Origin of the sequence: Streptomyces sp. DSM 15324 (assembly GCF_001514285.1) — a bacterium.
Classification (GTDB): Bacteria; Actinomycetota; Actinomycetes; order Streptomycetales; family Streptomycetaceae; genus Streptomyces.
Map to the genome: position 1 here is coordinate 497,021 of NZ_KQ949024.1, position 21,482 is coordinate 518,502.

Annotated in this window: 20 protein-coding genes; 12 read left to right on the plus strand and 8 right to left on the minus strand. The window is 74.3% G+C overall.

The annotated features are described in order from the left end of the window. Positions 1–96: 96 nt before the first annotated feature. The 4 genes from AQJ58_RS08415 to AQJ58_RS08430 all read left to right on the plus strand — a co-directional run bounded on the left by AQJ58_RS08415 (position 97) and on the right by AQJ58_RS08430 (position 4,347). The gene (locus AQJ58_RS08415) at positions 97–678 is read left to right on the plus strand and encodes a carbonic anhydrase (protein WP_067246811.1); all 582 of its coding nucleotides are present in this window, start codon (positions 97–99) and stop codon (positions 676–678) included. An 8-nt stretch (positions 679–686) separates the two neighbouring features. After that, positions 687–2,183, plus strand: coding sequence for a SulP family inorganic anion transporter (locus tag AQJ58_RS08420; protein ID WP_067247734.1), 1,497 nt, complete (start codon positions 687–689; stop codon positions 2,181–2,183). 312 nt (positions 2,184–2,495) lie between these two features. Beyond that, a complete protein-coding gene (locus AQJ58_RS08425) occupies positions 2,496–3,359 on the plus strand; it encodes a slipin family protein (protein WP_067246813.1) in 864 nt (287 codons plus the stop codon). 76 nt (positions 3,360–3,435) lie between these two features. Continuing rightward, positions 3,436–4,347 carry a polysaccharide deacetylase family protein gene (locus AQJ58_RS08430; protein ID WP_107121993.1) on the plus strand — a complete coding sequence of 304 codons (912 nt, stop codon included), beginning with the start codon at positions 3,436–3,438 and terminating at the stop codon, positions 4,345–4,347. Positions 4,348–4,356: 9 nt separating this feature from the next. On the opposite strand, the gene AQJ58_RS08435 is transcribed toward AQJ58_RS08430, so the two are convergent. Then, complete coding sequence (locus tag AQJ58_RS08435; RefSeq protein WP_067246816.1) at positions 4,357–5,028, minus strand: ABC transporter; 672 nt, start codon at positions 5,026–5,028, stop codon at positions 4,357–4,359. Then, positions 5,025–5,903: an ABC transporter ATP-binding protein gene (locus AQJ58_RS08440; RefSeq protein ID WP_067246818.1), complete on the minus strand. Its 879-nt coding sequence runs from the start codon at positions 5,901–5,903 to the stop codon at positions 5,025–5,027. Before AQJ58_RS08440 ends, AQJ58_RS08435 begins: the two co-directional genes overlap by 4 nt. A 73-nt stretch (positions 5,904–5,976) precedes the next feature. Between AQJ58_RS08440 and AQJ58_RS08445 the strand changes: the two genes are divergently transcribed. From AQJ58_RS08445 to AQJ58_RS08465, 5 genes are all read left to right on the plus strand, one after another. Then, positions 5,977–6,729 carry a peptidyl-tRNA hydrolase gene (locus AQJ58_RS08445; RefSeq protein ID WP_420712140.1) on the plus strand — a complete coding sequence of 251 codons (753 nt, stop codon included), beginning with the start codon at positions 5,977–5,979 and terminating at the stop codon, positions 6,727–6,729. 88 nt (positions 6,730–6,817) lie between these two features. Further along, entirely contained in the window at positions 6,818–8,425 is a 1,608-nt protein-coding gene (locus AQJ58_RS08450) for an MbnB/TglH/ChrH family RiPP precursor modification enzyme (protein WP_067246824.1), read from the plus strand. A gap of 57 nt (positions 8,426–8,482) precedes the next feature. Beyond that, the gene (locus tag AQJ58_RS08455; RefSeq protein WP_067246827.1) at positions 8,483–9,193 is read left to right on the plus strand and encodes a DUF4142 domain-containing protein; all 711 of its coding nucleotides are present in this window, start codon (positions 8,483–8,485) and stop codon (positions 9,191–9,193) included. Between the two features lie 90 nt (positions 9,194–9,283). Next, positions 9,284–10,078 carry a TIGR04222 domain-containing membrane protein gene (locus AQJ58_RS08460; protein WP_067246830.1) on the plus strand — a complete coding sequence of 265 codons (795 nt, stop codon included), beginning with the start codon at positions 9,284–9,286 and terminating at the stop codon, positions 10,076–10,078. A 131-nt stretch (positions 10,079–10,209) separates the two neighbouring features. After that, positions 10,210–11,817, plus strand: a complete 1,608-nt coding sequence (locus AQJ58_RS08465; protein ID WP_067246833.1) for an alpha/beta hydrolase — start codon at positions 10,210–10,212, stop codon at positions 11,815–11,817. 65 nt (positions 11,818–11,882) lie between these two features. Here the strand turns inward: AQJ58_RS08465 and hemQ are convergent, their stop codons facing one another. Beyond that, positions 11,883–12,614, minus strand: a complete 732-nt coding sequence (gene hemQ, locus AQJ58_RS08470) for a hydrogen peroxide-dependent heme synthase (RefSeq protein WP_067246835.1) — start codon at positions 12,612–12,614, stop codon at positions 11,883–11,885. 5 nt (positions 12,615–12,619) lie between these two features. Then, complete coding sequence (hemG, locus tag AQJ58_RS08475; RefSeq protein ID WP_067246838.1) at positions 12,620–14,074, minus strand: protoporphyrinogen oxidase; 1,455 nt, start codon at positions 14,072–14,074, stop codon at positions 12,620–12,622. Between the two features lie 159 nt (positions 14,075–14,233). On the opposite strand from hemG, the gene AQJ58_RS08480 reads away from it, so the two are divergent. Together AQJ58_RS08480 and AQJ58_RS08485 are read left to right on the plus strand one after the other, a co-directional pair. Further along, positions 14,234–15,127, plus strand: coding sequence for a DUF4349 domain-containing protein (locus AQJ58_RS08480; protein WP_067246839.1), 894 nt, complete (start codon positions 14,234–14,236; stop codon positions 15,125–15,127). 27 nt (positions 15,128–15,154) lie between these two features. Beyond that, positions 15,155–16,549: an FAD-dependent oxidoreductase gene (locus AQJ58_RS08485; RefSeq protein ID WP_067246842.1), complete on the plus strand. Its 1,395-nt coding sequence runs from the start codon at positions 15,155–15,157 to the stop codon at positions 16,547–16,549. Positions 16,550–16,622: 73 nt separating this feature from the next. Here the strand turns inward: AQJ58_RS08485 and AQJ58_RS08490 are convergent, their stop codons facing one another. Further along, positions 16,623–16,892 carry a hypothetical protein gene (locus tag AQJ58_RS08490; RefSeq protein ID WP_067246845.1) on the minus strand — a complete coding sequence of 90 codons (270 nt, stop codon included), beginning with the start codon at positions 16,890–16,892 and terminating at the stop codon, positions 16,623–16,625. 125 nt (positions 16,893–17,017) lie between these two features. On the opposite strand from AQJ58_RS08490, the gene AQJ58_RS08495 reads away from it, so the two are divergent. After that, positions 17,018–17,824, plus strand: a complete 807-nt coding sequence (locus tag AQJ58_RS08495; RefSeq protein ID WP_067246848.1) for a rhomboid family intramembrane serine protease — start codon at positions 17,018–17,020, stop codon at positions 17,822–17,824. A 34-nt stretch (positions 17,825–17,858) separates the two neighbouring features. Here the strand turns inward: AQJ58_RS08495 and AQJ58_RS08500 are convergent, their stop codons facing one another. The 3 genes from AQJ58_RS08500 to AQJ58_RS08510 are packed head-to-tail and all read right to left on the minus strand — an operon-like array spanning position 17,859 to position 21,404. Then, complete coding sequence (locus tag AQJ58_RS08500) at positions 17,859–19,139, minus strand: KAP family P-loop NTPase fold protein (protein WP_067246851.1); 1,281 nt, start codon at positions 19,137–19,139, stop codon at positions 17,859–17,861. Between the two features lie 48 nt (positions 19,140–19,187). Next, positions 19,188–19,511: a hypothetical protein gene (locus AQJ58_RS08505; RefSeq protein ID WP_067246854.1), complete on the minus strand. Its 324-nt coding sequence runs from the start codon at positions 19,509–19,511 to the stop codon at positions 19,188–19,190. Between the two features lie 3 nt (positions 19,512–19,514). Then, positions 19,515–21,404, minus strand: coding sequence for a VMAP-C domain-containing protein (locus AQJ58_RS08510; RefSeq protein ID WP_067246856.1), 1,890 nt, complete (start codon positions 21,402–21,404; stop codon positions 19,515–19,517). Between the last annotated feature and the right edge of the window lie 78 nt (positions 21,405–21,482).

Sequence of the window (21,482 nt, forward strand, 5' to 3'; positions counted from 1 at the left end):
CCGAGCAGAGCAGAACAGCGGTTCGCAGTTCCCCCACCTGTCCTGTTTTGCACATCCGACGCGCCCCCACAGCGCGCCAGGAGGAGTCACCACGTCATGCAGCCCCTCATCGACAACGCCCGTACGTTCGGACAGCGCCCTGAGGAGTTCGCCAAGCTCGCCGAAGGCCAGTCCCCTCAGGTCCTGTTCATCACCTGCTCCGATTCGCGGGTCGTCCCCGCGCTGATCACGGGCGCCCGTCCCGGCGAGCTCTTCGAGCTGCGCACCGCGGGCAACATCGTCCCGCCGTACGGCTCCGAGCGCCCCACCGGCGAGGCCGCCACCATCGAGTACGCGGTGGAGGTCCTCGGCGTCCAGGACGTCGTCGTCTGCGGCCACTCCCACTGCGGCGCGGTCGGCGCGCTGGTGCGCGGCGACGACCTCGACGCCGTCCCCGCCGTACGCGACTGGCTCGCGCACGCCGCCGACGAGCCCTCGGCCGCCGACCCCGGCGATCCGACGGTCGCCCTCGCGGTCCAGAACCACGTCCTCGCCCAGTTGCTGCGGCTGCGCTCCTACCCCTGTGTGGAGAAGCGGCTCACGGACGGCCGGCTGCGGGTGCGCGGCTGGTACTACGAGGTGCACACCGGCGCGGTGCTCGAACACCACGTGGACACCGACGGCTTCGAAGCCCTGTGAGCGCCGCGATGACCCAGCCGAAGAACACCCGAATAGCCAGGTTCCCCCATCTGCGGCAGGACTTCGCCGCCTCGCTCGTCGTCTTCCTGGTCGCGCTCCCGCTGTGCGTGGGCGTGGCCGTGGCCTCCGGCGTGCCGGCCGAGCTCGGGCTCGTCACCGGCATCGTCGGCGGCCTCGTCACCGGTGTGATGCGCGGCAGTTCGCTCCAGGTCTCCGGACCGGCGGCCGGACTGACCGTTCTGGTCTTCGAGGCGGTGCGGGAGTTCGGCCTGCCCGCCCTCGGAGTGATCGTCCTCGTCACGGGCGTCCTCCAGATCACCATGGGCGTCCTCAAGCTGGGCCGGTACTTCCGGGCCATCTCCGTCTCCGTGGTCGAGGGCATGCTCGCCGGGATCGGCCTGGTGCTGATCGCCGGGCAGGTGTACGCGCTGGTCGGGGCCAAGGCACCGGACTCCGGCCCGGAGAAGATCGCCGGGCTGCCCGGGGCGCTCGTGGACGCGCTCGGCAGCCCCGGCGCGTCGGCCTCGCTCGCGCTCGGCGCGGGAACCGTCGCCGTCCTCGTGCTGTGGCGGCGGCTGCCGGCGAAGGCGCGCGCCGTACCGGGGCCGCTCGCCGCGGTGGGGCTCGCCACCCTCGCCGCCCTGCTGCTCGACCTGCCGGTGGCCACCGTGGAGGTGCACGGCCTGCTCGGCTCGCTCCAGCCGCCGCCGCTGTCCGCCTTCGGTGAGCTCGCGGGCATCGGTCTGCTCGGCACGATCGTCGCGTTCACCCTGATCGCGTCCGCCGAGTCGCTGTTCAGCGCGGCGGCCGTGGACCGGCTGCACGACGGGCCGCGCACCGAGTACGACAGGGAACTCGTCGCGCAGGGCGCGGGCAACACGCTCTGCGGGCTGCTCGGCGCGCTGCCGATGACCGCGGTGATCGTGCGCAGCGCGGCCAACGTCCAGGCGGGCGCCCGCACCAAGGCGTCCCGGGTGCTGCACGGCGTGTGGCTGCTGCTGTTCGCGGCCCTGCTGCCGGGCGCGCTGGCCTACATCCCGATCCCGGCGCTGGCCGGCATCCTCGTCCACGCCGGCGCCAAGCTGGTCCCGCTCCGCTCGCTCGCGGCCCTGTGGCGCGAGCACCGCGGGGAGGCGCTGATCCTGGTCGTCACGGCCGTGTCGATCGTCGCGGTCAGCATGTTCGAGGGGGTCCTCATCGGTCTGGCGCTCGCGGTGGTGAAGACGGCCTGGGAGGCCTCGCACATCCGGCTGGAGGTGGTCGACAAGGGCGCCGGGCCGGTCCAGGCGCATCTGTCGGGCAACGCGACCTTCCTGCGGCTGCCGAAGATCCTCGACAACCTGGAGGCGCTCCCGCAGGACCGACCCGTCGAGCTGAACCTCACCGGTCTGCACCACCTCGACCACGCCTGCCGCACGGCCCTGGAGTCCTGGGCCCGCCAGCACAGCGCGGCCGGCACGGAGCCCGTCAGGGTCATGGAGCCGGTCCGGACCTCGGCCGGCTGAGGCGACCGGCCCCGCACGGCCACAAAGCCGTGCGGGGCCGGTCGCGCCCGATCGACCGCGCCGCCGTCCGGCCCCATGGCCCGGGCCCGCCATCCGACCCGCGGCCAGGCCCGCCGCCCGAGCAGCCAGGGGCCCCGTCCGCCCGCGGCCAGGGCCGCCATCCGGCCCGGGGCCAGCGCCACCGTCCGGCCCGCCACCCACACCGCCCTCCGGCCCGTGGCCCGGGCCGCCGTCCGGGGCGTGGCCCCCGGCCGGGCGGCGGGCATATCGTTGCATGTGCAGACAGAACGACCCTCTGTCTAGGAGGTCGTCATGCTCGAGGAAGTACTCGGCGCGGTCCTGGCGGCCGGCGCGGCGGGCCTGGTCTATTTCGGGGCGGCGGCGCGGGTCGTCAAGCAGTACGAGCGCGGGGTCGTGCTCCGGCTGGGCCGGCTGCGCGGGGACACCCGCGCGCCGGGATTCACCATGGTCGTTCCCGGCGTCGACCGGCTGCGCAAGGTCAACATGCAGATCGTGACCATGCCCATCCCGGCCCAGGAGGGCATCACCCGCGACAACGTGACCGTGCGGGTCGACGCGGTGGTCTACTTCCGGGTCGTGGACGCGGCGGCCGCCCTCATCAACGTCGAGGACTACCGGTTCGCCGTCTCCCAGATGGCGCAGACCTCGCTGCGTTCGATCATCGGCAAGAGCGAACTGGACGACCTCCTGTCGAACCGGGAGAAGCTCAACGAAGGCCTGGAGCTGATGATCGACAGCCCGGCCATCGGCTGGGGCGTGCAGATCGACCGGGTCGAGATCAAGGACGTGTCCCTGCCGGACGCCATGAAGCGTTCCATGGCCCGCCAGGCCGAGGCGGACCGGGAGCGCCGGGCGCGGATCATCAACGCGGACGCGGAGCTGCAGGCGTCGAAGAAGCTCGCCGAGGCGGCCCAGCAGATGGCGGACACACCGTCCGCGCTCCAACTGCGGCTGCTCCAGACGGTGATGGCGGTGGCGGCGGAGAAGAACTCCACCCTGGTGCTGCCCATCCCGGTGGAGCTGCTGCGCTTCCTGGAACGGGCCCCGCAGCCGCCGGGCCCGGCCACGGAGCAGCCCCCTCCGCAACCGCCCCTCGAACCCCTCCCGCCGCCCCCGCCACCCCCGCAGCCCCCTCCCCCGGCGGCGGACGAGTGACGCCGACGGACGGGCCACAGCCCGTGTCGCAGTCCTCTTGTCATACCTGAGACGCGGTCTCTCGTATGTTCGTACGGTGATCATTCCTGTACGTCGTCTGGCCGCCGTCTGTGCCCTCGGCGCGGCGCTCACCGCCTGCGGCACCTCCCCGGCCCCGCAGGCCGCGCGCCCGCCGGCCTCCGCCTCCCCGTCCGCCGCGGGCTCGTCCTCCGCCTCGGCTCCCGCCCCGCCCTCCACCGAGCCCACCACCGAGCCCTCCGCCGAGCCCTCCCGGGCGCCGACGCTGGCCCCCGGCCCGGCCGGACTCACCCCGGTGTTCACGAACGGTCCGCGCACCCGCGGCAAGACGGTCGCCCTCACCTTCGACGCCGACATGACCGCCGATCAGGGACCGCGGGCGGCGGCCGGGGAGCACTTCGACAACCCGGGGCTGATCTCGGCGCTGCGCGGACTGAAGGTGCCCGCCACCGTGTTCATGACCGGGCGGTGGGCCGAGGAGTACCCGGCCGAGGCGCGCTCCATCGGGCGGGACCCGCTGTTCGAGGTCGCCAACCACTCCTACAGCCACTACGCGTTCACCGGCGACTGCTACGGCCTGCCGACCGTGGCGGAGGACCGGATGCGGGCGGACGTGGAGCGGGCGTACACCGCCTTCCGCACGGCGGGGGTGCCGGACGCGATGCCGTACTTCCGGTTCCCCGGCGGCTGTTACGACCAGCGGGCGCTGCGCGCGGTCAGCGGACTGGGGGTGACCGCGGTGCAGTGGGACGTGGTCAGCGGGGACGCGTTCGCCACGGACGCCGACGCGGTGGCCCGGGAGGTGCTGGACGGGGTGCGGCCGGGGTCCGTGGTGGTCATGCACTGCACCCGCAGCGCCGCGCCGGTGACCGAGCGGGCGGTGCGGGCGATCGTCCCCGAGCTGCGCCGGCGGGGATACCGGTTCGTGAAGGTGTCCGAGCTGATCGGGGCCGTACGGACGGCGTCGTGAGCCGGCGGTTCAGGGTGCTCTGCGGGAGGTGAGCGCGCAGGCCGCCGCGACCGCGGCGGCCGTGACGAGTACGGCGGCGGCCCACGGCAGCAGCGGAAGGCTGACCGTCGCCGAGCGGGAGCCGGTGACCAGGCCGGTGACCGCCGCGTGGGCCGGGGAGCCGCTCACCACCAGCGCCATGAGGGCGGCCAGCAGCAGCGCCGGGACGGCCCGGCCCGTGGAGCGCAGGACGGGCGGGGCGGTGAGGGCGCCGACGGCCGTGCCGAGCAGGGCGCAGGTCAGCACGGCCAGGAAGCCGGCCGCGGCGGCCGCGGGGACGGGGACGCGGTGCTGGTGGTCCGCGCCGACCGGGTCGCTGATGTACACGACCGCCGCCGTGGCGACCGTACCGAGGAGCACGGCCGTGCCGAGCGCGGTCAGCACGGCGGCCAGGTGCGCCCGTGCGGGCCCGGCCGCCGCCGCCACGACGGTCCGGGCGGCCGGGGGCTCGCCGAGGACGCAGATCCGCACCAGCCAGGCGGCGGTGGGCAGCAGCACGGCGGCCGTCCAGCCGAGCGAGTCCAGCAGCGGCTGCCCGCCCTGCACCCCGACGCCGAGGACGACGACGTACAGCAGGAACGGCGGCAGCCAGCGCTGGGAGCGCAGGAGCAGGGCGGTCTGGTAGCGCAGCAGGGCGGTCATCGGGGGCCTTCGGGGTCGGACGGGCGCACGCTCATCACGTGGTACGGCGGGCGGGCGGTCAGCAGGGCGCGCAGGACGACGTCGGAGTGGGAGGCGGGGACGGTGAGACGGTGGGTGCGGTCGGCCGTCTCCTCGGCCGCGGTGGCCCTGCCCACCGCCTCCGGCGGGAGGGGCGAGGGGCCCCGCACCTCGATCGTGGTGTGCGGACCCCCGGGGGCGGCGGCCGGTCCACCGCCGTCGCCTCCCCCTTCTCCGCTACGGCGGTGCAGGGTGCCGTCGCGGACCGTGTGCACGGCGTCCGTGGTGCCGGTGAGGCGGCGGGGGTCGTGGTCGACGAAGACGACCGCGGCACCGGCCGCCGTGCGTTCGGCGACCGCCCTCTCCAGTTCGGCGCGCGCTTCGGTGTCCAGGCCGGTCCACGCCTCGTCCAGGATCAGCAACTCCGGTTCGGCGAGGAGGGCTTGGGCCACGGCGACCTTCTGGCTGCTGCCCTTGGACAGCTGGGACATCGGGGTGCGGGCGTGCGCGGAGGCGCCGAAGCGGTCCAGCCGGTCGGCCGCGGCGCGGGCGGCCGCGGGCCGGGACAGACCGTGGACCGCGCCGAGGTGGGTGAGGTAGTCGAGGGCGGTGAAGGGGAGGGCGGCCGGGAAGCGCTCGGGGACGTACGCCGTGCGGGGCCGGCCGCTCACCCGGCCCTCGGTCGGGGCGTCGATGCGGGCCAGGAGACGCAGGAGGGTGGATTTCCCGGTGCCGTTGGGGCCTTCTATGCGGGTCAGGGTGGCGGGGGCGATGTGCAGGTCGATGTGGCGGATGACCCACGGGCCGCGTAGGCCGTAGCGGCGGCCGGCGTCGGTGAGGTGCAGGGCGCGGTCCATGAAAGGTCATCCTGTCGTATCGCGCGTGCGGGTCGTCGGCGGCTGGTCGCGCGGTTCCCCGCGCCCCTTAAGGTTGGCTGGTGTGAGCGCTGATCATCAGTCCCCCGGCGACAGTCCCTTCCAGTCCGAGGCCAGTCTTCGCGACGCCGCCCCTCAGCACGTCCTTCCCCTCGTCGTCCGCCTGGAGAGGAGCGCGCCGCCCGCTCGGACCGACGCGCTCGAGACCGCCGCTCGGGCCGTGCTCGTCATGCTCTGCGACGAGAGGTCGCTGGGCGACGGCGCATGGGCGCGGGCCGTGCGGGACTGGCAGGACGCTCGGATCCGCAAGGTCGTGCGGCGGGCCCGTGGCGCCGAGTGGCGGCGGGCCGAGGCGCTGGACGGGATCACCGTCGGCGGGAAGACCGCCGAGGTGCGGGTGTTCCCGCCGGTGCCGCTGGACGGGTGGCCGAAGGATCTGGCGCGGCTCCAGGTCTCCGGGACCGACCTCGACGACCCGGAGCCGCCGGCCGCGGCCGACCCCGCGGTCCCGGTCATCTGGCTGAACCCGGAACTGCGGATGTCCGCCGGGAAGGCCATGGCGCAGGCCGGGCACGGTGCCCAGCTCGCCTGGTGGGAGCTGTCGGAGGAGGAGCGGGACGCCTGGCGCGCGTCCGGTTTCGCGCTCGCCGTGCGCACCGCCGACCCCGCGCGGTGGCGGGAGCTGACGACGAGCGGGCTGCCGCTGGTGCGGGACGCGGGGTTCACCGAGATCGCGCCGAACAGCTGCACCGTCGTGGCGGATCATCCGGCCCTGCGCCGAGAGCGTCCGGCCGAACCTCAAATGTAGCTCTGAAGGTGGGCACCGGGTGGTTCGGCGGCCGACGGCGGGGTCATACCACCGTCACCACCGAGGGGGGACCAAGGAGGCGGTGACCATGGCACGACTGGGCACGGGCATAGGCTGGCGGCCGGAGATCGCGGACGCGGTGGAGCGGATGCCGGGCATCGACTGGGTCGAGGTCGTGGCGGAGAACACCTGCCCCGGACACCTCCCCGCGTCCCTGACCCGGCTGCGCGAGCGCGGGGTCACCGTGGTCCCGCACGGCGTGGGCCTGGGTCTCGGCGGCGCCGAACGGCCCGACGAGGGGCGGCTCGCGGCCCTCGCCGAGCGCGCCTCGGTCCTGGGGTCGCCGCTGGTCACCGAGCACATCGCGTTCGTCCGCGCGGGCGGCCCGCTGACCGCGACCGGGCGGCTGGAGGCCGGTCATCTGCTGCCGGTTCCGCGCACCCGGGACGCCCTCGACGTGCTGTGCGAGAACGTCCGGATCGCCCAGGACGCGCTGCCCGTGCCGCTGGCCGTGGAGAACATCGCCGCGCTGATCGCCTGGCCGGACGAGGAGATGACGGAGGGGCAGTTCCTGTACGAGCTGGCCGACCGGACGGGCGTACGGCTGCTGATCGACGTGGCGAACCTCCACACCAATCACGTCAACCGCGGCGAGGACCCCGCCGAGGCGCTCGGCGAACTGCCCGTGGAGGCCCTCGCCTACGTCCATGTCGCGGGCGGGTTCGTGCGGGACGGCGTCTGGCACGACAGCCACGCCCATCCCGTACCCCGTCCGGTCCTCGACATCCTGACCGACCTCGCGTCCCGGGTCTCGCCCCCCGGGGTGCTGCTGGAGCGCGACGAGAACTTCCCCGAACCCGCCCTGCTGGAGCGGGAGTTGGAGGCGATCCGGGAGGCGGTGCGGGACGGGGAGCGGCTCGCGGTCAAGCGGGAGCTGGTCCGGCTCGGCCGGGACGCGCGGGCGGCGGCACGGGCCGGACGCGTCGGACGGGGCACGCCGCCGGAGCGAGTCGGTGCGCGTGCGGTCGGTACGCGTGCGGTCGGCGGCGGTGGCCGAGTCGGTGCGAGTGCGGTCGGCGGCGGTGGCCGAGGCGGCGGGACGGGAACGGCGGTCGCCCTGGCACCCGCCCCCGTTCCCACACCGGCCCCCACCCCCGGCAACGGCAACGGCACCGGCACCGGCACCGGCACCAGCACCAGCACCGGCACCGGCACCGGCGTCAGTGACGCGACCCGGCAGCGGCTCGGGCTGGCCCAGGCCGCGCTGTTGTCCGCGCTCGTCGCGGGGACGCCCGTGCCCGAGGGCTTCGACCGGGTGCGGATCGGGGTGCAGGCGCGGGCGCTGGCGGCGAAGCGGGCCGGGGTGGTGGCCAAGGTGGCGCCGGAGCTGCCGGTCATCCTCGGCGACGGCTACCGGGCGGCGTTCCTCGCGTACGCCCAGGGCCATCCGATGCGCGGCGGTTACCGGCAGGACGCCCTGGACTTCGTCGAGCGGGTGCTCCTCGACGGCCCGCCGGCGCCGGGGCGCGTCCGGCGGGAGCTGCGCACCTGGTGGCGGGACCGGTCGGGGCCGGCGCCGCGGCAGGGGTCGCGGCTGGCCCGCGCGGCGCGGCGGGGCCGGGCGCTGCTCCGGCGTCGGCCAGGGCCTTCACCGGTCCCTCACCCCGGGGCGAGGGTCAAGTTGCCGCGGCAGTAATATGCCTTCTCGCGCCCCGGACGCACGGGCGTGCGGTGCCGTGAGCAGGAGGCCCCCATGCGACCGCGACCGCCCGTCAAGGGCAGAGGCATCTTCAGCGGGACCGGGATCATCGTCACGGGTCTGGCCGCGACCTGCGTGGCGTTGTTCATCCCCGTCGCGTCGTACTCGAACCAGTCGTCGGCCGGTGCGGCCGGGGCGGACGTCCTGAACGCCCAGACCGTGCTCACGCAGTACGGTCCGCTGTCCGCGCTGGACCGGGAGTTCGTCACGAAGGTCCGGCTGGCCGGACTGTGGGAGCTGCCCGCCGGGCAGCTGGCGCAGCGCAAGGGCACGACCGAGGCCGTACGGACCGCCGGGCAGCACCTCGTCCAGGGGCACCTGTTCCTGGACGAGCGGGTGCGGGACGTGGCGGCGAAGCTGGGGGTCGGTCTGCCGAACGAGCCCAACGACCAGCAGAAGGCCTGGCTGGCGGAGCTGAACGCGGCGCAGGGCGTGGACTTCGACCGGAAGTTCGCCAACATCCTGCGGCTGGCGCACGGCCGGGTGTTCACCGTGGTGGCACAGGTGCGGGCCGGTACCCAGAACTCGCTGGTGCGGGCGCTCGCCGACGACGCCAACACGACCGTCCTCGATCACATCGAGATCCTGGAGGCCACCGGGTACGTCGACTTCGAGGCCCTGGCCCGGGACCTCGCGGCGACCGGCACGCCCTCGCCCGCGGCCACCCCCGGGGTCGTGGTGCCGCTGACGCCGTCGCCGTCCTGAGCCGAGCGGAACGTCACATACCCGCGACGCTCCGTCCGCATGATGAACAGGGCATGGCGTTTTCCCGTGTACACGGCATAGAAAAGTGTCATGTTCTGGGTCCTTCTCCTGCTGCTGGCCTGGGCGGCCGCGGGCACGGCGTGCACCCGGCTGTGCCTGGCCGCCGTCCGCGCGGCGGCCGTGGACACCGGGAACGCGGGCGCGGGCCGCGAACACGACCTGACGCTCTACGAGGCGGCCTTCCTGTCCGGCGGACCCGGCCGGGTCGCCGATCTGACGATGGTGTCGATGGCCCGGCAGCGGCGGCTGCTGCTCGCCCGCACCGGCTGGGCGACCGTCGTGGACCCCCGCGGGCGCGACGAGATGGAGCGGTCGGTGATCGGCGCCATCGGGCCCGGGGGTCAGTCGCGGATCGCGCCGGCGCGGGCCGGGGCGGCGTCCGCCGCCGCGGTGCGCGGTCTCGCCGACCGGCTGGTCAGCGCGGGGCTCGCGGTGCCCGACGGGGCCCGTACGACGGTCGAGGCGGGGGTGCGCCAGGTGCGGCTGGCGGCCGGGTTCGTGCCGGTGGTGGGCGCGGTCGCGCTGCTGATTCCGGTGCCCGCCGACGGTACGGGGATGCCGCGCGGGCTGATCGCCCTGTGGTTCGCGCTGCCCCTGGCGCTGACCCTGAGCTGTCTGGCGATAGCGCGGGTCGAGGTGCACCCCTACGCGCGCTGGGCCTCGCCGGCCGGACAGCGTCTGCTGGGCACCCTGGCCCGGCGGGCCGGCGCCCAGGGCGACGGCGCGGGCGACGACCGTGCGTACCTGACGTCCGTGGCGGTTCTCGGCATCCGCGCGGTCGACGAGCCCGATCTGCGCGCCGCGTTCGCCCACCGCGAGCCCTGAACCCGGCGCGTCCCCCTTCCCGGGGGCGCACTTGGAGCATTGGCGCCGACACCCGCGGACGGTGCTTGCCTTGCCTCACGGCCGTACGAAACATCCCTTCTGTCCTCGCCGCGCACCGAAGGGACACGCGCATGAGAGCCGCCGCGCTCTACTCGGCCCTGGGAGCCCTGCTCCTGACCACCCTCTCCGCCGCCCCCGCCGGCGGCCTTCCCACCGCCCCGGGCGCCCCCGGCTCGCCCCGGGCCGGTGCCGCTCCCGCCGGTGTCGCGCTCGCCGCCGCACGGGCCGCCGCACGGGGCATCGCCTTCGGCAGGTGCTCCGACGCCGAGGACCTGCCCGGCAGCATGGAATGCGGCACGGTCGGCGTCCCGCTCGACTACACGCGTCCCGACGGCAGGCAGATCGAACTGACCGTCAGCCGGGTCCGGGCCACCCAGCGCGACCCGCACAACAGCAAGCACCGGGTGCCCCGCAAGGGCGCGCTGGTCTTCAACCCGGGCGGCCCCGGCGGCTCCGGGCTGTACTTCCCGCTGGCCGGCCTACTGCCGGAGTGGAAGCGCATCGGCGCGGCGTACGACCTCGTCGGCTACGACCCGCGCGGCGTCGGCCGCTCCGCCCCGGTGTCCTGCCAGGCCCCCGAGACGTTCTTCAAGGGCCCCTCCGAGGCGCCCGTCCATCCCTCGGAGTCGTACAAGCGGGAGCGGATCGCCGAGGCGAAGGCGTACGCGCGCGGCTGCGCCGAGCGGACCGGCAGCGCACTGCGGCACTACAACTCCCTCAACAACGCCCGTGACCTGGACGTGCTGCGGGCCGCGCTGGGCGAGAGGCAGCTGACGTTCATGGGGGCGTCGTACGGCACCTACTTCGGGGCGGTGTACGCCACCCTGTTCCCCTCGCACGTAGGGCGGATGGTGTTCGACGCCGCGGTCGATCCGGACCCGGAGCGGATCTGGTACCGCAACAACCTCGACCAGTCGGTGGCGTTCGAGAGCCGCTGGGCCGACTTCCGGGAGTGGGTCGCCCGGCACGACGCGGTGTACCGGCTGGGCGACACGGCCGAGAAGGTGCTGGCCGCCTACGAGCGGGCCCGGGCGCGGCTGGCGGCGGAGCCGGCCGGCGGGAAGGTGGGACCGGCACAGCTCCAGAGCGCGTTCCTGCAGGCCGGGTACTACGACGACTACTGGCCGTACCGGGCGCAGGCGCTGTCGGACTATCTGCGGGGTGACCCGAAGGAACTGATCGCGCAGGCGGGACCGGTGACCGAGGCCGCGGCCGAGTCGGAGAACTCCACCGCCGTCTACACGGCCGTGGAGTGCAACGACGGGCCCTGGCCGACGGACTGGAAGGTGTGGGACCGCGACAACACCCGGCTCGCGCGCGTGGCGCCGTTCGAGACGTGGGACAACGTGTGGGCCAACCTGCCCTGCGCGTACTGGCCGGCCGCCCGGCAGAAGCCGGTGGACGTGCGGACCGGGCCCGGTGAGCTGCCGCCCACGCTGATCCTCGCCGCCGAACGGGACGCGGCCGCGCCGTACGACGGGGCGCTGGAGATGCAGCGGCGGCTGTCCGGGGCGGTGCTGGTGACCGAGCGGGACTCGGGGACGCACGGGATCGCCGGAGGGCCGAACCCGTGCGTCAACGGGTACGTCGAGGCGTATCTGCTGGAGGACCGCCTGCCTGTCCGGCGTGCCGCGTGCGCGGGGCACGCCGAACCCCGGGCGAGCGTGCCGACGAAGTGAGATCGTGGGGAACCGCGGGCCGGCGGTGGCCGGTCGCGCGGTTCCCCACGTCCCTTTCGGGGGGCCTACGCGAGGCCCGCCACCAGCTCCGCCACCGACTTGCGGCGGCCCGTGTAGAACGGGACCTCCTCGCGGACGTGCATCCGCGCCTCCGAGGCGCGCAGGTGGCGCATGAGGTCGACGATGCGGTACAGCTCGTCGGCCTCGAAGGCGAGGATCCACTCGTAGTCGCCGAGGGAGAAGGACGCGACCGTGTTGGCGCGGACGTCCGGGTAGCCGCGGGCCATCTTGCCGTGGTCGGCGAGCATCCGGCGCCGGTCCTCGTCGGGCAGCAGGTACCAGTCGTAGCTGCGGACGAAGGGGTAGACGCTCACGTAGTCACGGGGCGTCTCGTCGGCGAGGAACGCCGGGATGTGGGAGCGGTTGAACTCGGCGGGGCGGTGCAGCGCCATGTTCGACCAGACCGGCTCCAGGGCGCGGCCCAGCCGGGTGCGGCGGAACAGGTTGTACGCCTCCTGGAGCTGGTCGCTGGTCTCGGCGTGCCACCAGATCATGATGTCGGCGTCGGCGCGCAGGCCGGACACGTCGTACGTGCCGCGGACCGTCACGTCCTTCGCGGCGAGCTGGTCGAACAGCTCCTGGACCTCGTCGGCGTAGCCCGTACGGTCCTCGGGCAGCACGTCCTTCAGCCTGAAGACCGACCACAGCGTGTAGCGGATGACCTCGTTGAGGTCCTTGGCCAGCTTGCCCTTGTTCGGGATCCTGCCGGACTCGGTGGTGGGGGCGTCGTCACTCATGGTTCTCATTCTCCTGCTCCGCCGTGCAGACTTTGCACCGGGTGGGCGGTGAGCTCCTGTACGGCGCTCAGGTCGCCGTGGATCTGGTCGGCGGCCGCGTGGGCGCTCGCGATGCAGGCGGGGACGCCGACGCCGTCGTACGGCGCGCCGCACACCGCGAGGCCCGGGAGTTCCGCCACGTGCGCGCGGATGCGGGCCACGCGCGCGTGGTGGCCGACGGGGTACTGGGGCAGGCCGTCCGTCCAGCGGGTGACCCGGGTCTCCAGGGGCGTGGCGGTCAGGCCGGTGGCCTCGCGCAGGTCGTGGCGGGAGACCTCGACGAGGCCGGCGTCGTCGCGGCCGAGGATCTCCGTCTCGCCGTACCGCCCGACGGAGGTGCGCAGCACGAGCACGTCGGGGTCGTCGCCGGCGATCCAGCCCCACTTCTGCGAGGCGAACGTCGACGCCTTGATGGTGTGGCCGTCGACCGGCGGGACCAGGAAGCCGCTGCCCTCGGGCAGGGCGGCCTCGGAGCGGCGGTAGGCGAGGGTGACCAGGGCCATCGAGGCGTACTCGACGGTGCGCAGTTCGGCGGCGGCGGCCGGGGACTCGGCGGCCAGCAGGGCTGCGGCGGCGGGCGCGGGCACGGCGAGGACCACGGCGTCCGCGTGCAGCGTGCGCCCGGCGGTGGTGATCCGCCAGCGGTCCGGTTCGCGGCGCAGGCCGGTGACGGGCACGCGCGTGTGGATCTCGCCGCCCCGGGCGCGGACCGACTCCGCGACCGCGAGCGGCAGCCGGCCCACTCCGCCCTCGATCCCCATGAAGACCGGGCCGGTCTGCTGCTGGGCGGCCGCCTGGGCCTGGATCTCGCGGACGGCCCCGGTGAGCGAGGTGTGGGTGAGCGCCGCCCGGTAGAGCTGGGGTACGGCCGAGCGCATCGAGATGCGGTAGGCGTCACCGGCGTACACCCCGCCGAGGAGGGGTTCGATCAGGCGGTCGACGACCTCACGGCCCAGGCGGGCCGCCACGTATGCGCCGACCGCGACGTCCTCACCGACCTCCGTGCGCGGCAGGTCGGCGTCGCGCTCGATGCGGGCGAGTCCCTCCTCCGACAGCACGCCGGACAGGGCCGCCGCGGTGCCGGGGACGCCCATGACATGGCCCTTGGGCATGGGGCGCAGGGCGCCGCGGGTCCAGATCGAGGCGGTGGCGGTGGCGGGCGGCTGCAACTGGTCGGTGAGTCCGGCCTCGCGGGCGAGGGCGACCGCCTCGGGGCGGCGGGCCAGCAGCGACTCGGCGCCGAGGTCCACGCGGACGCCCGCGATCTCGCCGGGCAGCAGCTTGCCGCCGACCCGCTCGGAGGCCTCCAGCACGGTCACCCGCGCTCCGCGCGCCAGCAGCCGGTGGGCGGCGGCCAGGCCGGCGATGCCGGCTCCGATGACGACGACGTGCTGCTCCGCACGCGGACCCGTTGCGCTCATGCCCCCCACTCTCTCAGACCCCAGTGGCACCGCCGACAGGGCCGTGTGGCCCCGCCGAGTCCCGACCGTGACCGCTTCGGAACCGATTCCGTCCAACGTCCCGGGCCGCCCCGGCGTCGAAGGAGCGTCAGTCGTCTCAACCCTCGGGGGTACGTCCACATGCACGCACGACGATCCGCACGGCCCGTCCACGCCCTGGCGGGCGTCCTGCTCGCCGCCGCGCTCGCGCTCACCGGGTGCAGCGGCGCCGGCGACTCGGGAGGCGGCGGCTCGAGCCTCGCCGACAAGGCCGCCGCCGGCGAGGTCGCCCGGTCCGACGCCAAGGCGGGCGCCGGGACGAGCGGCTCGCAGCCCTCATCCGTGCCGAAGCTCACCGCGAACCGCATCATCCGCACCGCCTCGCTGAGCGTGCGGGTCAAGGACGTCCCCAAGGCACTCGACGAGGCCCGCACGGCCACCGAGAACGCGGGCGGTTACGTCGGCGACGAGACCACCAGCCGGGACGGGGACGGCACCGAGCGCACCCGGGTCGTCCTGCGCGTGCCCGTCGAGCGGTACGACGAGGTGCTCGCCGGGCTCCAGGGCACGGGCGTGCTGCTGGAACGCACGGCGAAGGCCCAGGACGTCACCGACCAGGTCGTCGACGTCGAGAGCCGCATCACCTCCCAGCGGGCCAGCGTCGCCCGGATCCGTGAACTCATGGACCGGGCCACCAAGCTGAGCGATGTGGTCACGCTGGAAGGTGAGCTGAGCAGCCGGGAGGCCGACCTGGAGGCGCTGCTCGCCCAGCAGGCGTCCCTGAAGGACCGCACGAGTCTGGCGACGATCACGCTGAGCCTGTCGGAGAAGCCGGCCCCGAAGGCGGCCGAGGACGACGACCCCGGCTTCCTGGACGCGCTGGCGGGCGGCTGGGACGCGTTCGTGGGCGTGCTGCGCTGGGTCGCCGTGGTGTTCGGCGCGGTGCTGCCGTTCCTCGTGGTGGCCCTGCTCATCGTCTGGGCCTGGCTGCGGCTGTCGCGCCGCCGGGCGCGGGGCGGACCCGAGGGGGACTGAAGTACGCCCTCCCCGTAGCGTGTTCGTATGAGCATGCCTGCACGGGAACGACTGGTCGTGATCGGCGGGGACGCGGCGGGCATGTCCGCGGCGTCCCAGGCCCGCCGTCTCAAGGGGCCCGGGGAGCTGGAGATCGTCGCCTTCGAGCGCGGCCACTTCACCTCGTACTCGGCGTGCGGGATCCCGTACTGGGTGGGCGGCGACGTCACCGACCGGGACGACCTGATCGCCCGCACCCCCGAGGAGCACCGCGCGCGCGGCATCGACCTGCGGCTGCGCACCGAGGTCACGGAGATCGACGTGCCCGGACGGCGGGTACGCGCGCGTGACGTCGATTCCGGGGAGGCGTCCTGGACGTCGTACGACAAGCTCGTGATCGCGACCGGGGCCCGCCCGGTCCGCCCGGACCTGCCGGGCGTGGACGCCCCCGGCGTGCACGGGGTGCAGACGCTGGACGACGGCCAGGCGCTGCTGGACACGCTGGCCCGCGCGCGGGGGAAGCGGGCCGTGGTCGTCGGCGCGGGCTACATCGGCGTCGAGATGGCCGAGGCGCTCATCAACCGCGGCTACGAGGTGACCGTCGTCAACCGCGGCAGCGAGCCGATGTCCACCCTGGACCCGGACATGGGCCGCCTGGTCCACCGGGCCATGGAGGGCCTCGGCATCACCATGGTCAACGACGCCGAGGTCACCGGGCTGACCACCGGCGAGGACGGCCGGGTGCGGGCGGTGGTCACCCGGGACGCCGCGTACCCGGCGGACGTGGTCGTCCTCGGTATCGGCGTGCGTCCGGAGACCGCCCTCGCCAGGGCGGCCGGCCTGCCCCTGGGCCCGCACGGCGGGCTGCTCACCGACCTGGCGATGCGGGTGCGCGGCCACGCCGACATCTGGGCGGGCGGCGACTGTGTGGAGGTCCTCGACCTGGTCTCCGGGCAGGAGCGCCACATCGCGCTCGGCACCCACGCCAACAAGCACGGCCAGGTCATCGGCACCAACGCCGGCGGCGGCTACGCCACCTTCCCCGGGGTCGTCGGCACCGCCGTCAGCAAGGTCTGCGACCTGGAGATCGCCCGTACCGGCCTGCGCGAGAAGGACGCGCGCAGGGTGGGCCTTCAGTACGAGACGGTGACCGTCGAGTCCACCAGTCGCGCCGGCTACTACCCCGGCGCCTCCCCCATGACGGTCAAGATGCTCGCCGAACGCCGCACCGGCCGCCTCCTCGGCGTCCAGATCGTGGGCAGGGAGGGCGCGGCCAAGCGGGTCGACATCGCGGCGGTGGCCCTGACGGCCGGTATGACGGTGGACCAGATGACGGCCCTGGACCTGGGCTACGCCCCGCCGTTCAGCCCGGTCTGGGACCCGGTCCTGGTGGCGGCCCGAAAAGCGGCGGCGCTGCTGCGGGCGGCGGCGCAGCGCACCTGAGCGGGCGCGGGGAACCGTGCGACCGGCCCCCGCTCACCCGCGCCCGGCACCATTCCTCGGGCCTCGCCCGCGCCTACGCCGTTCCGAGCCGCGGCAGCGCGGAGACCTGCGCCGCGGCAGCGACCTGCTCGGCCGGCTTCGCGTGCGCGGCGGACGCGGACCGGGACCGCAGCCGGTGCGACACGGCCTCGTCCAGCGTCACCGGACGCTGCATCTGCGCGGCGAGCCGCCCGGCCTCCTGACCGAGCCGGGCCACGTCCTCCCACGGCAGCCGGATGACCAGGGCGATCTCCGCCTCGCCGTCGGGCGAGGCGTGCATCGTGGGGTTAACTCGGTCGTTCATGTTCTGTTCCTCACGTCGTCCCCGCGGTCCGCCTTCCCCGGACCGCGGGCGGTTGCCGGTTCATACGCGGCCGCCGCGGACCGCGTTCACCGATTCGACGAACGGATCGAGGGCAGTACTTCCTTGTGGTCATCCCCGTCCATGACGTGAACCCGGTGCGCCGCACGCCCGTGGTGACGTACGCGTTGATCGCGGCGAACGTGCTGGTCTTCTGGTTCATGCCGGGCCTGTCGGGCTCCGTGGCCGGTGACAGCGCCCTGGCGCAGACCTGCCATCTGCACGCCTTCCTGGAGCACTACGCCGCCGTCCCGCGCGAGTTGATCCACGATCAGCTCCCGCAGCTCGTGCCGACGGGCGGCGTCCGCGGCGGCGGCTGTCTGCTGGCCCCGCCGGACTACACCAAGTCACCGGTGCTGAGCGTGTTCACGGCGATGTTCCTGCACGGTGGCTGGCTGCACCTGCTGGGCAACATGCTGTTCCTGCTGATCTTCGGGAACAACATCGAGGACCGGATGGGCCACATCCGTTTCGCGCTGTTCTACGTCGCCTGCGGCTACGCGGCCTCGTACGGCTTCGCGCTGCTGAACGCCGACTCCACCGAGCCGCTGATCGGCGCGTCCGGGGCGATCGCGGGGGTGCTCGGCGCCTATCTGGTGCTGTATCCGCGGGCCAGGGTGTGGGTCCTGGTGCCGTTCCTGGTCTTCCTGCCGCTGCGGCTGCCGGCCTGGCTGGTGCTGGGCTTCTGGTTCGGGCTCCAGGCGGTGTACTCCTCCGGCGAGGGGGTCTCTCAGGCGGGCACGGTGGCGTACGCGGCGCATGTCGTCGGCTTCCTCGCGGGCATGCTGCTGGCCTGGCCGCTCAAGCCGGGCACCCCGCCGCCCCCGGAGCCGCGCGGGCTGCTGTTCGGGCGGCGGGCGCGGCCGGGGTGGTGAGGGGCGGGCGGGACCGCCCGGCGTCGCGGGTGGCTCAGTGCGTCGGCACGAGGTCGTCGGGACCGGCCGCGGCGCGGAGCGTCGTGATCATCGAGCGGACGGTCTGCCGGTCGGGCGCCGGCACCCCGAGGGCGCCGCGCTGGGTGAGCAGCTTCTCCAGTGCCCGGTCGGTGCCGAACGCGTGCAGCTCGGAAGGCAGCCCCGAAAGGCGCTCGGGGCGCTGCGTGGGGTCCTCCTGGACGTTACGGAAGTAGGTGGCCAGCGTGCTCCAGGACCCCGGCTCGGCGGCCAGCACGTGGAAGAACGCGCGATGCCGGCTGCGGATCACCTGGAGAACCGCCAGCTGGAGGTGGAAGGCCCTGCCCAGCGAGGCTCCGCCCGCCTGGGCGATGCTCACCTCCATCGCCATGTTGAAGACGTTCACGAACCGCTTCAGCCGCCGCGGGTTCGCGCCCAGACCGCGGTGCAGCAGCTCCCAGAAGGCCTCGTCGTCGATGGGCTGGTGGACGTACGGCGTGAAGGCCTCGCGCAGGGTGTCGAAGCCCACGTCCGGGAGGAAGAAGGGCAGTTGGACGATCTTGTCGAGGTAGGCCAGACCCGACACGACCTCGGCGGGCGCGTCCTTGAAGGCGTCGCCGAACTTGTTGGTGGCGACGGCGGCCAGCACGTCGAGGTCGAGGGCGAGGACGAACACGCACTGCGACTCGCCGAGGAACAGCTTGAGGGACTCCAGCACGGTCATCGCCGAGTCCGGGGTACAGCGGTCGAGGTCGTCGACGAAGACCACCAGCCGCCCGTCCTCGCCGACGAACTCCCGCACCGCGTCCCGGAAGTCGTTCTCGAACCGGTTGATCTGGCGGTACTGCTCGGCGTCTCCCCGGGACAGCGTGGTGAGCAGGGCGTCGACGTCACTGCCCTTGATCATGCCGCCGGTGGCCGCCGAGGCGGCGGTGCCGAGTCCCGCGCGCACCGAGAGCCAGGTGGCGGCCCTGGCGAGCCGCAGGGCCTTCTCCTTCAGGCCCTCCTCGCCCTCCATCTCCGCCAGGATGGTGTGCAGCAGGGCCGCCCACACCTCGACCTTGCGGTCGTACTTCCAGGGGTTGAACCAGATGGTGCGCACCTTCCGGTCCTCCAGCCGCCGCTGCCACAGCCGCAGGAAGCTGGACTTCCCGGTGCCCCAGGAGCCGAACACGCCGACGGTGAGGGGCAGCGGCGTCGCCTGCTCGACGGCCGCGTGCAGCACGTCCACGTAGGGCTCGAAGCGGAAGGCGTCGTCGCCGAAGTCGGAGATGGGGTTGTCGGTCAGCGGGCGCAAGGCGGCTCCTTCGGAGGCGGTACGGGTGGTGCGAGCGGGACGGGTGGTTCAGCGGGACGGGGTCGAGGGCGCGGACGGGGATGGGGACAGGGACGCGGACGGGTGTTCGGCGTGGGCGCGCAGGGCGGCGATCCGGTCGGGATCCGCGCCGAAGCGCCTGCCCCAGACGTCGAGTGCGGCCCGGGCGAGTCGGCCGGCGATCCGGGTGTCACCGACGGCCGCGTGGTGGCCGATGACCGCGAGGACGAGGTCGTAGGTGCGCTCGGGCTGGGCGCGCAGGGCCGCGGGCAGGTCCAGCCGACGGAAGTCCAGGGTGAGGTGCGGGACACCGACGAGGAGGCCCAGGGCGTGGCGGACGGCGCTCGGGTCCACGGGTCACCGCCCTCCCTCGGGCAGCGCGTGCTCGGGGTCGGCGAAGAGCAGGCCCACCCGCTCCCGGGTGCCGGTCGTGCTGTGCCGGCTCCGCAGGGAGCGCACCGCCTCCGGGATCGCCTCCAGCGGCACGGTCCGGGCCAGGTCCGTCAGTTCCTCCTCCGTCTGCGGCGACGCTCCCTTCGACCAGATCACCACCGGGATCCCCTGGAGGAGGCAGGCCGCGACCGGGTCCCCCGATGACCGGAACGTCGTCTGCTCGGCGTCCAGCAGCAGGACGCGGCTGTCGGCGCCGTCCAGCCAGACGGGTGCGCGTTCCGCGGGCGGGGTCACCTTCAGCCGTGACCACCGCTCCTGCCAGCGCCAGCGCAGACTCTCCCGGTCCTGCAGCTCCGCGCACCGCACGACCACGGTGTGATGCGCCCCGAGCGGACGCCGCACGCCCTCGTGCCCGATGTCCCATTCCTCGACCCGGAGGTCGTCCAGCAGCCGGAAGGGCAGGACGAACTCGATCCGTCCGGCGGGGCCGGAGGGGACCGCCGTCCTTGCCAGGAACCGGTGCAGCTCGGGCGCGAGCACGGCGCCCAGTTCCTCGCGCGCCAGCCCGTGGTGCGTCGCGAGCGAGGTCGTGGTCCCGTCGGCGGCGCGGGCCGAGACCGTCACGTGGTGGGTCTCCGGCGCCCAGACGTCCGGGTCCACGGCGATGACGAGGACCGGTGGCTCGGTCGTCCGGTCGGGCGGCGGCTCCACTCCCAGTCGGGCGGCCACCGACCGCCGCCACGCCTGCAGTTCCGCGCCGACCTCTCCCGGCACCCTGTCGGCGAGCCGCGCGACGAAGTCCAGGAGGACGGGCGGCGCGCCGCGGTCCTCCAGGTCCCGCGCCCGTTCCAGCAGGGCGCCGGTCCCGGCCGGCTCGGCACGGGTCAGCAGCCGGTGCAGGGTCCCGCGCTCGTCGGCGCGCAGCGGCGACGGGGCGACCTTGTCCACCAGCGTCGCGAACGCCTCCACCGCCGAGCTGCCCGGCTCGTACACCCGCAGGACCTCGACCAGCGGACGCAGGCCCTCGGGGTGCTCCATGAGCAGACGTACCAGCTCCAGGGCCCTGAGCCGGCTCGACGGGATGCCGTCCCGCAGGGCGGCGACCGCCGGGACCTCGTGCCGCAGTTCCCGGGTGAGCAGGACGAACGCCGACGGGTCGCGCATGGCGGGCACGGCCAGCAGGGCCTCCACCAGTTCGCCGCGCTCCCGGGAGGAGAGCCCGTCGCCCGGCCGGCGCAGCGGCCCGGTGGGGCGCCGGCTCGGTACGGGGATCCGCTCCAGGACGGTCGACAGGGGCAGGAAGCGGCCGCTGCCCCCCGGCGCCGGGGTGGCCTCGACGGCGGTGAGGAGGCCGACGACGGTGGCCCGGCCGTCGACCACGGGGCTGCCGCTGCTGCCCGGTCCCGGTGCCTCCGCGCGGAAGGTGAGCCGGCCCCAGCCGTCCGGCTCGTCGGCACCGGGCAGCGCGTCGACGACGCCCGGCAGCCCCCCGTCCGGGGTGAGCACCCGGACCGGGTCGCCGCTCCGGGCCGTTCCGATCCGCGGCGCGGTGCCGAGCGGGAGGTCCACACTCAGCAGCGCGAGATCGCCGGAGGACTCCCTCAGGGGCACCCAGCCGCCGGGCACCACGTGGGCCGCGAGGCGCTCCCCCGGTCCGGTACCGGACCGGACCACCCACAACGGGCCACGCGGGCCGTTCTCGCTGTACCTGCTGACGCCGAGGGCAGCGGTCACCACATGGGCGCAGGTGAGCACGAGCGAGGGAGTGACCAGGAAGCCGCATCCGGCCGGTGGGCCGTCGTCCCCCTGGATGCGGACCCGCCAGGGCTCGCCGTCCCGCAAGGCCCACGACACGATGTCCCCCTCTCCCCCGGTCCGCGAAGGTTATCCGGCCGGGGAACGGCGTGTGGGGGAAACGGCGTGGGGAGAGCC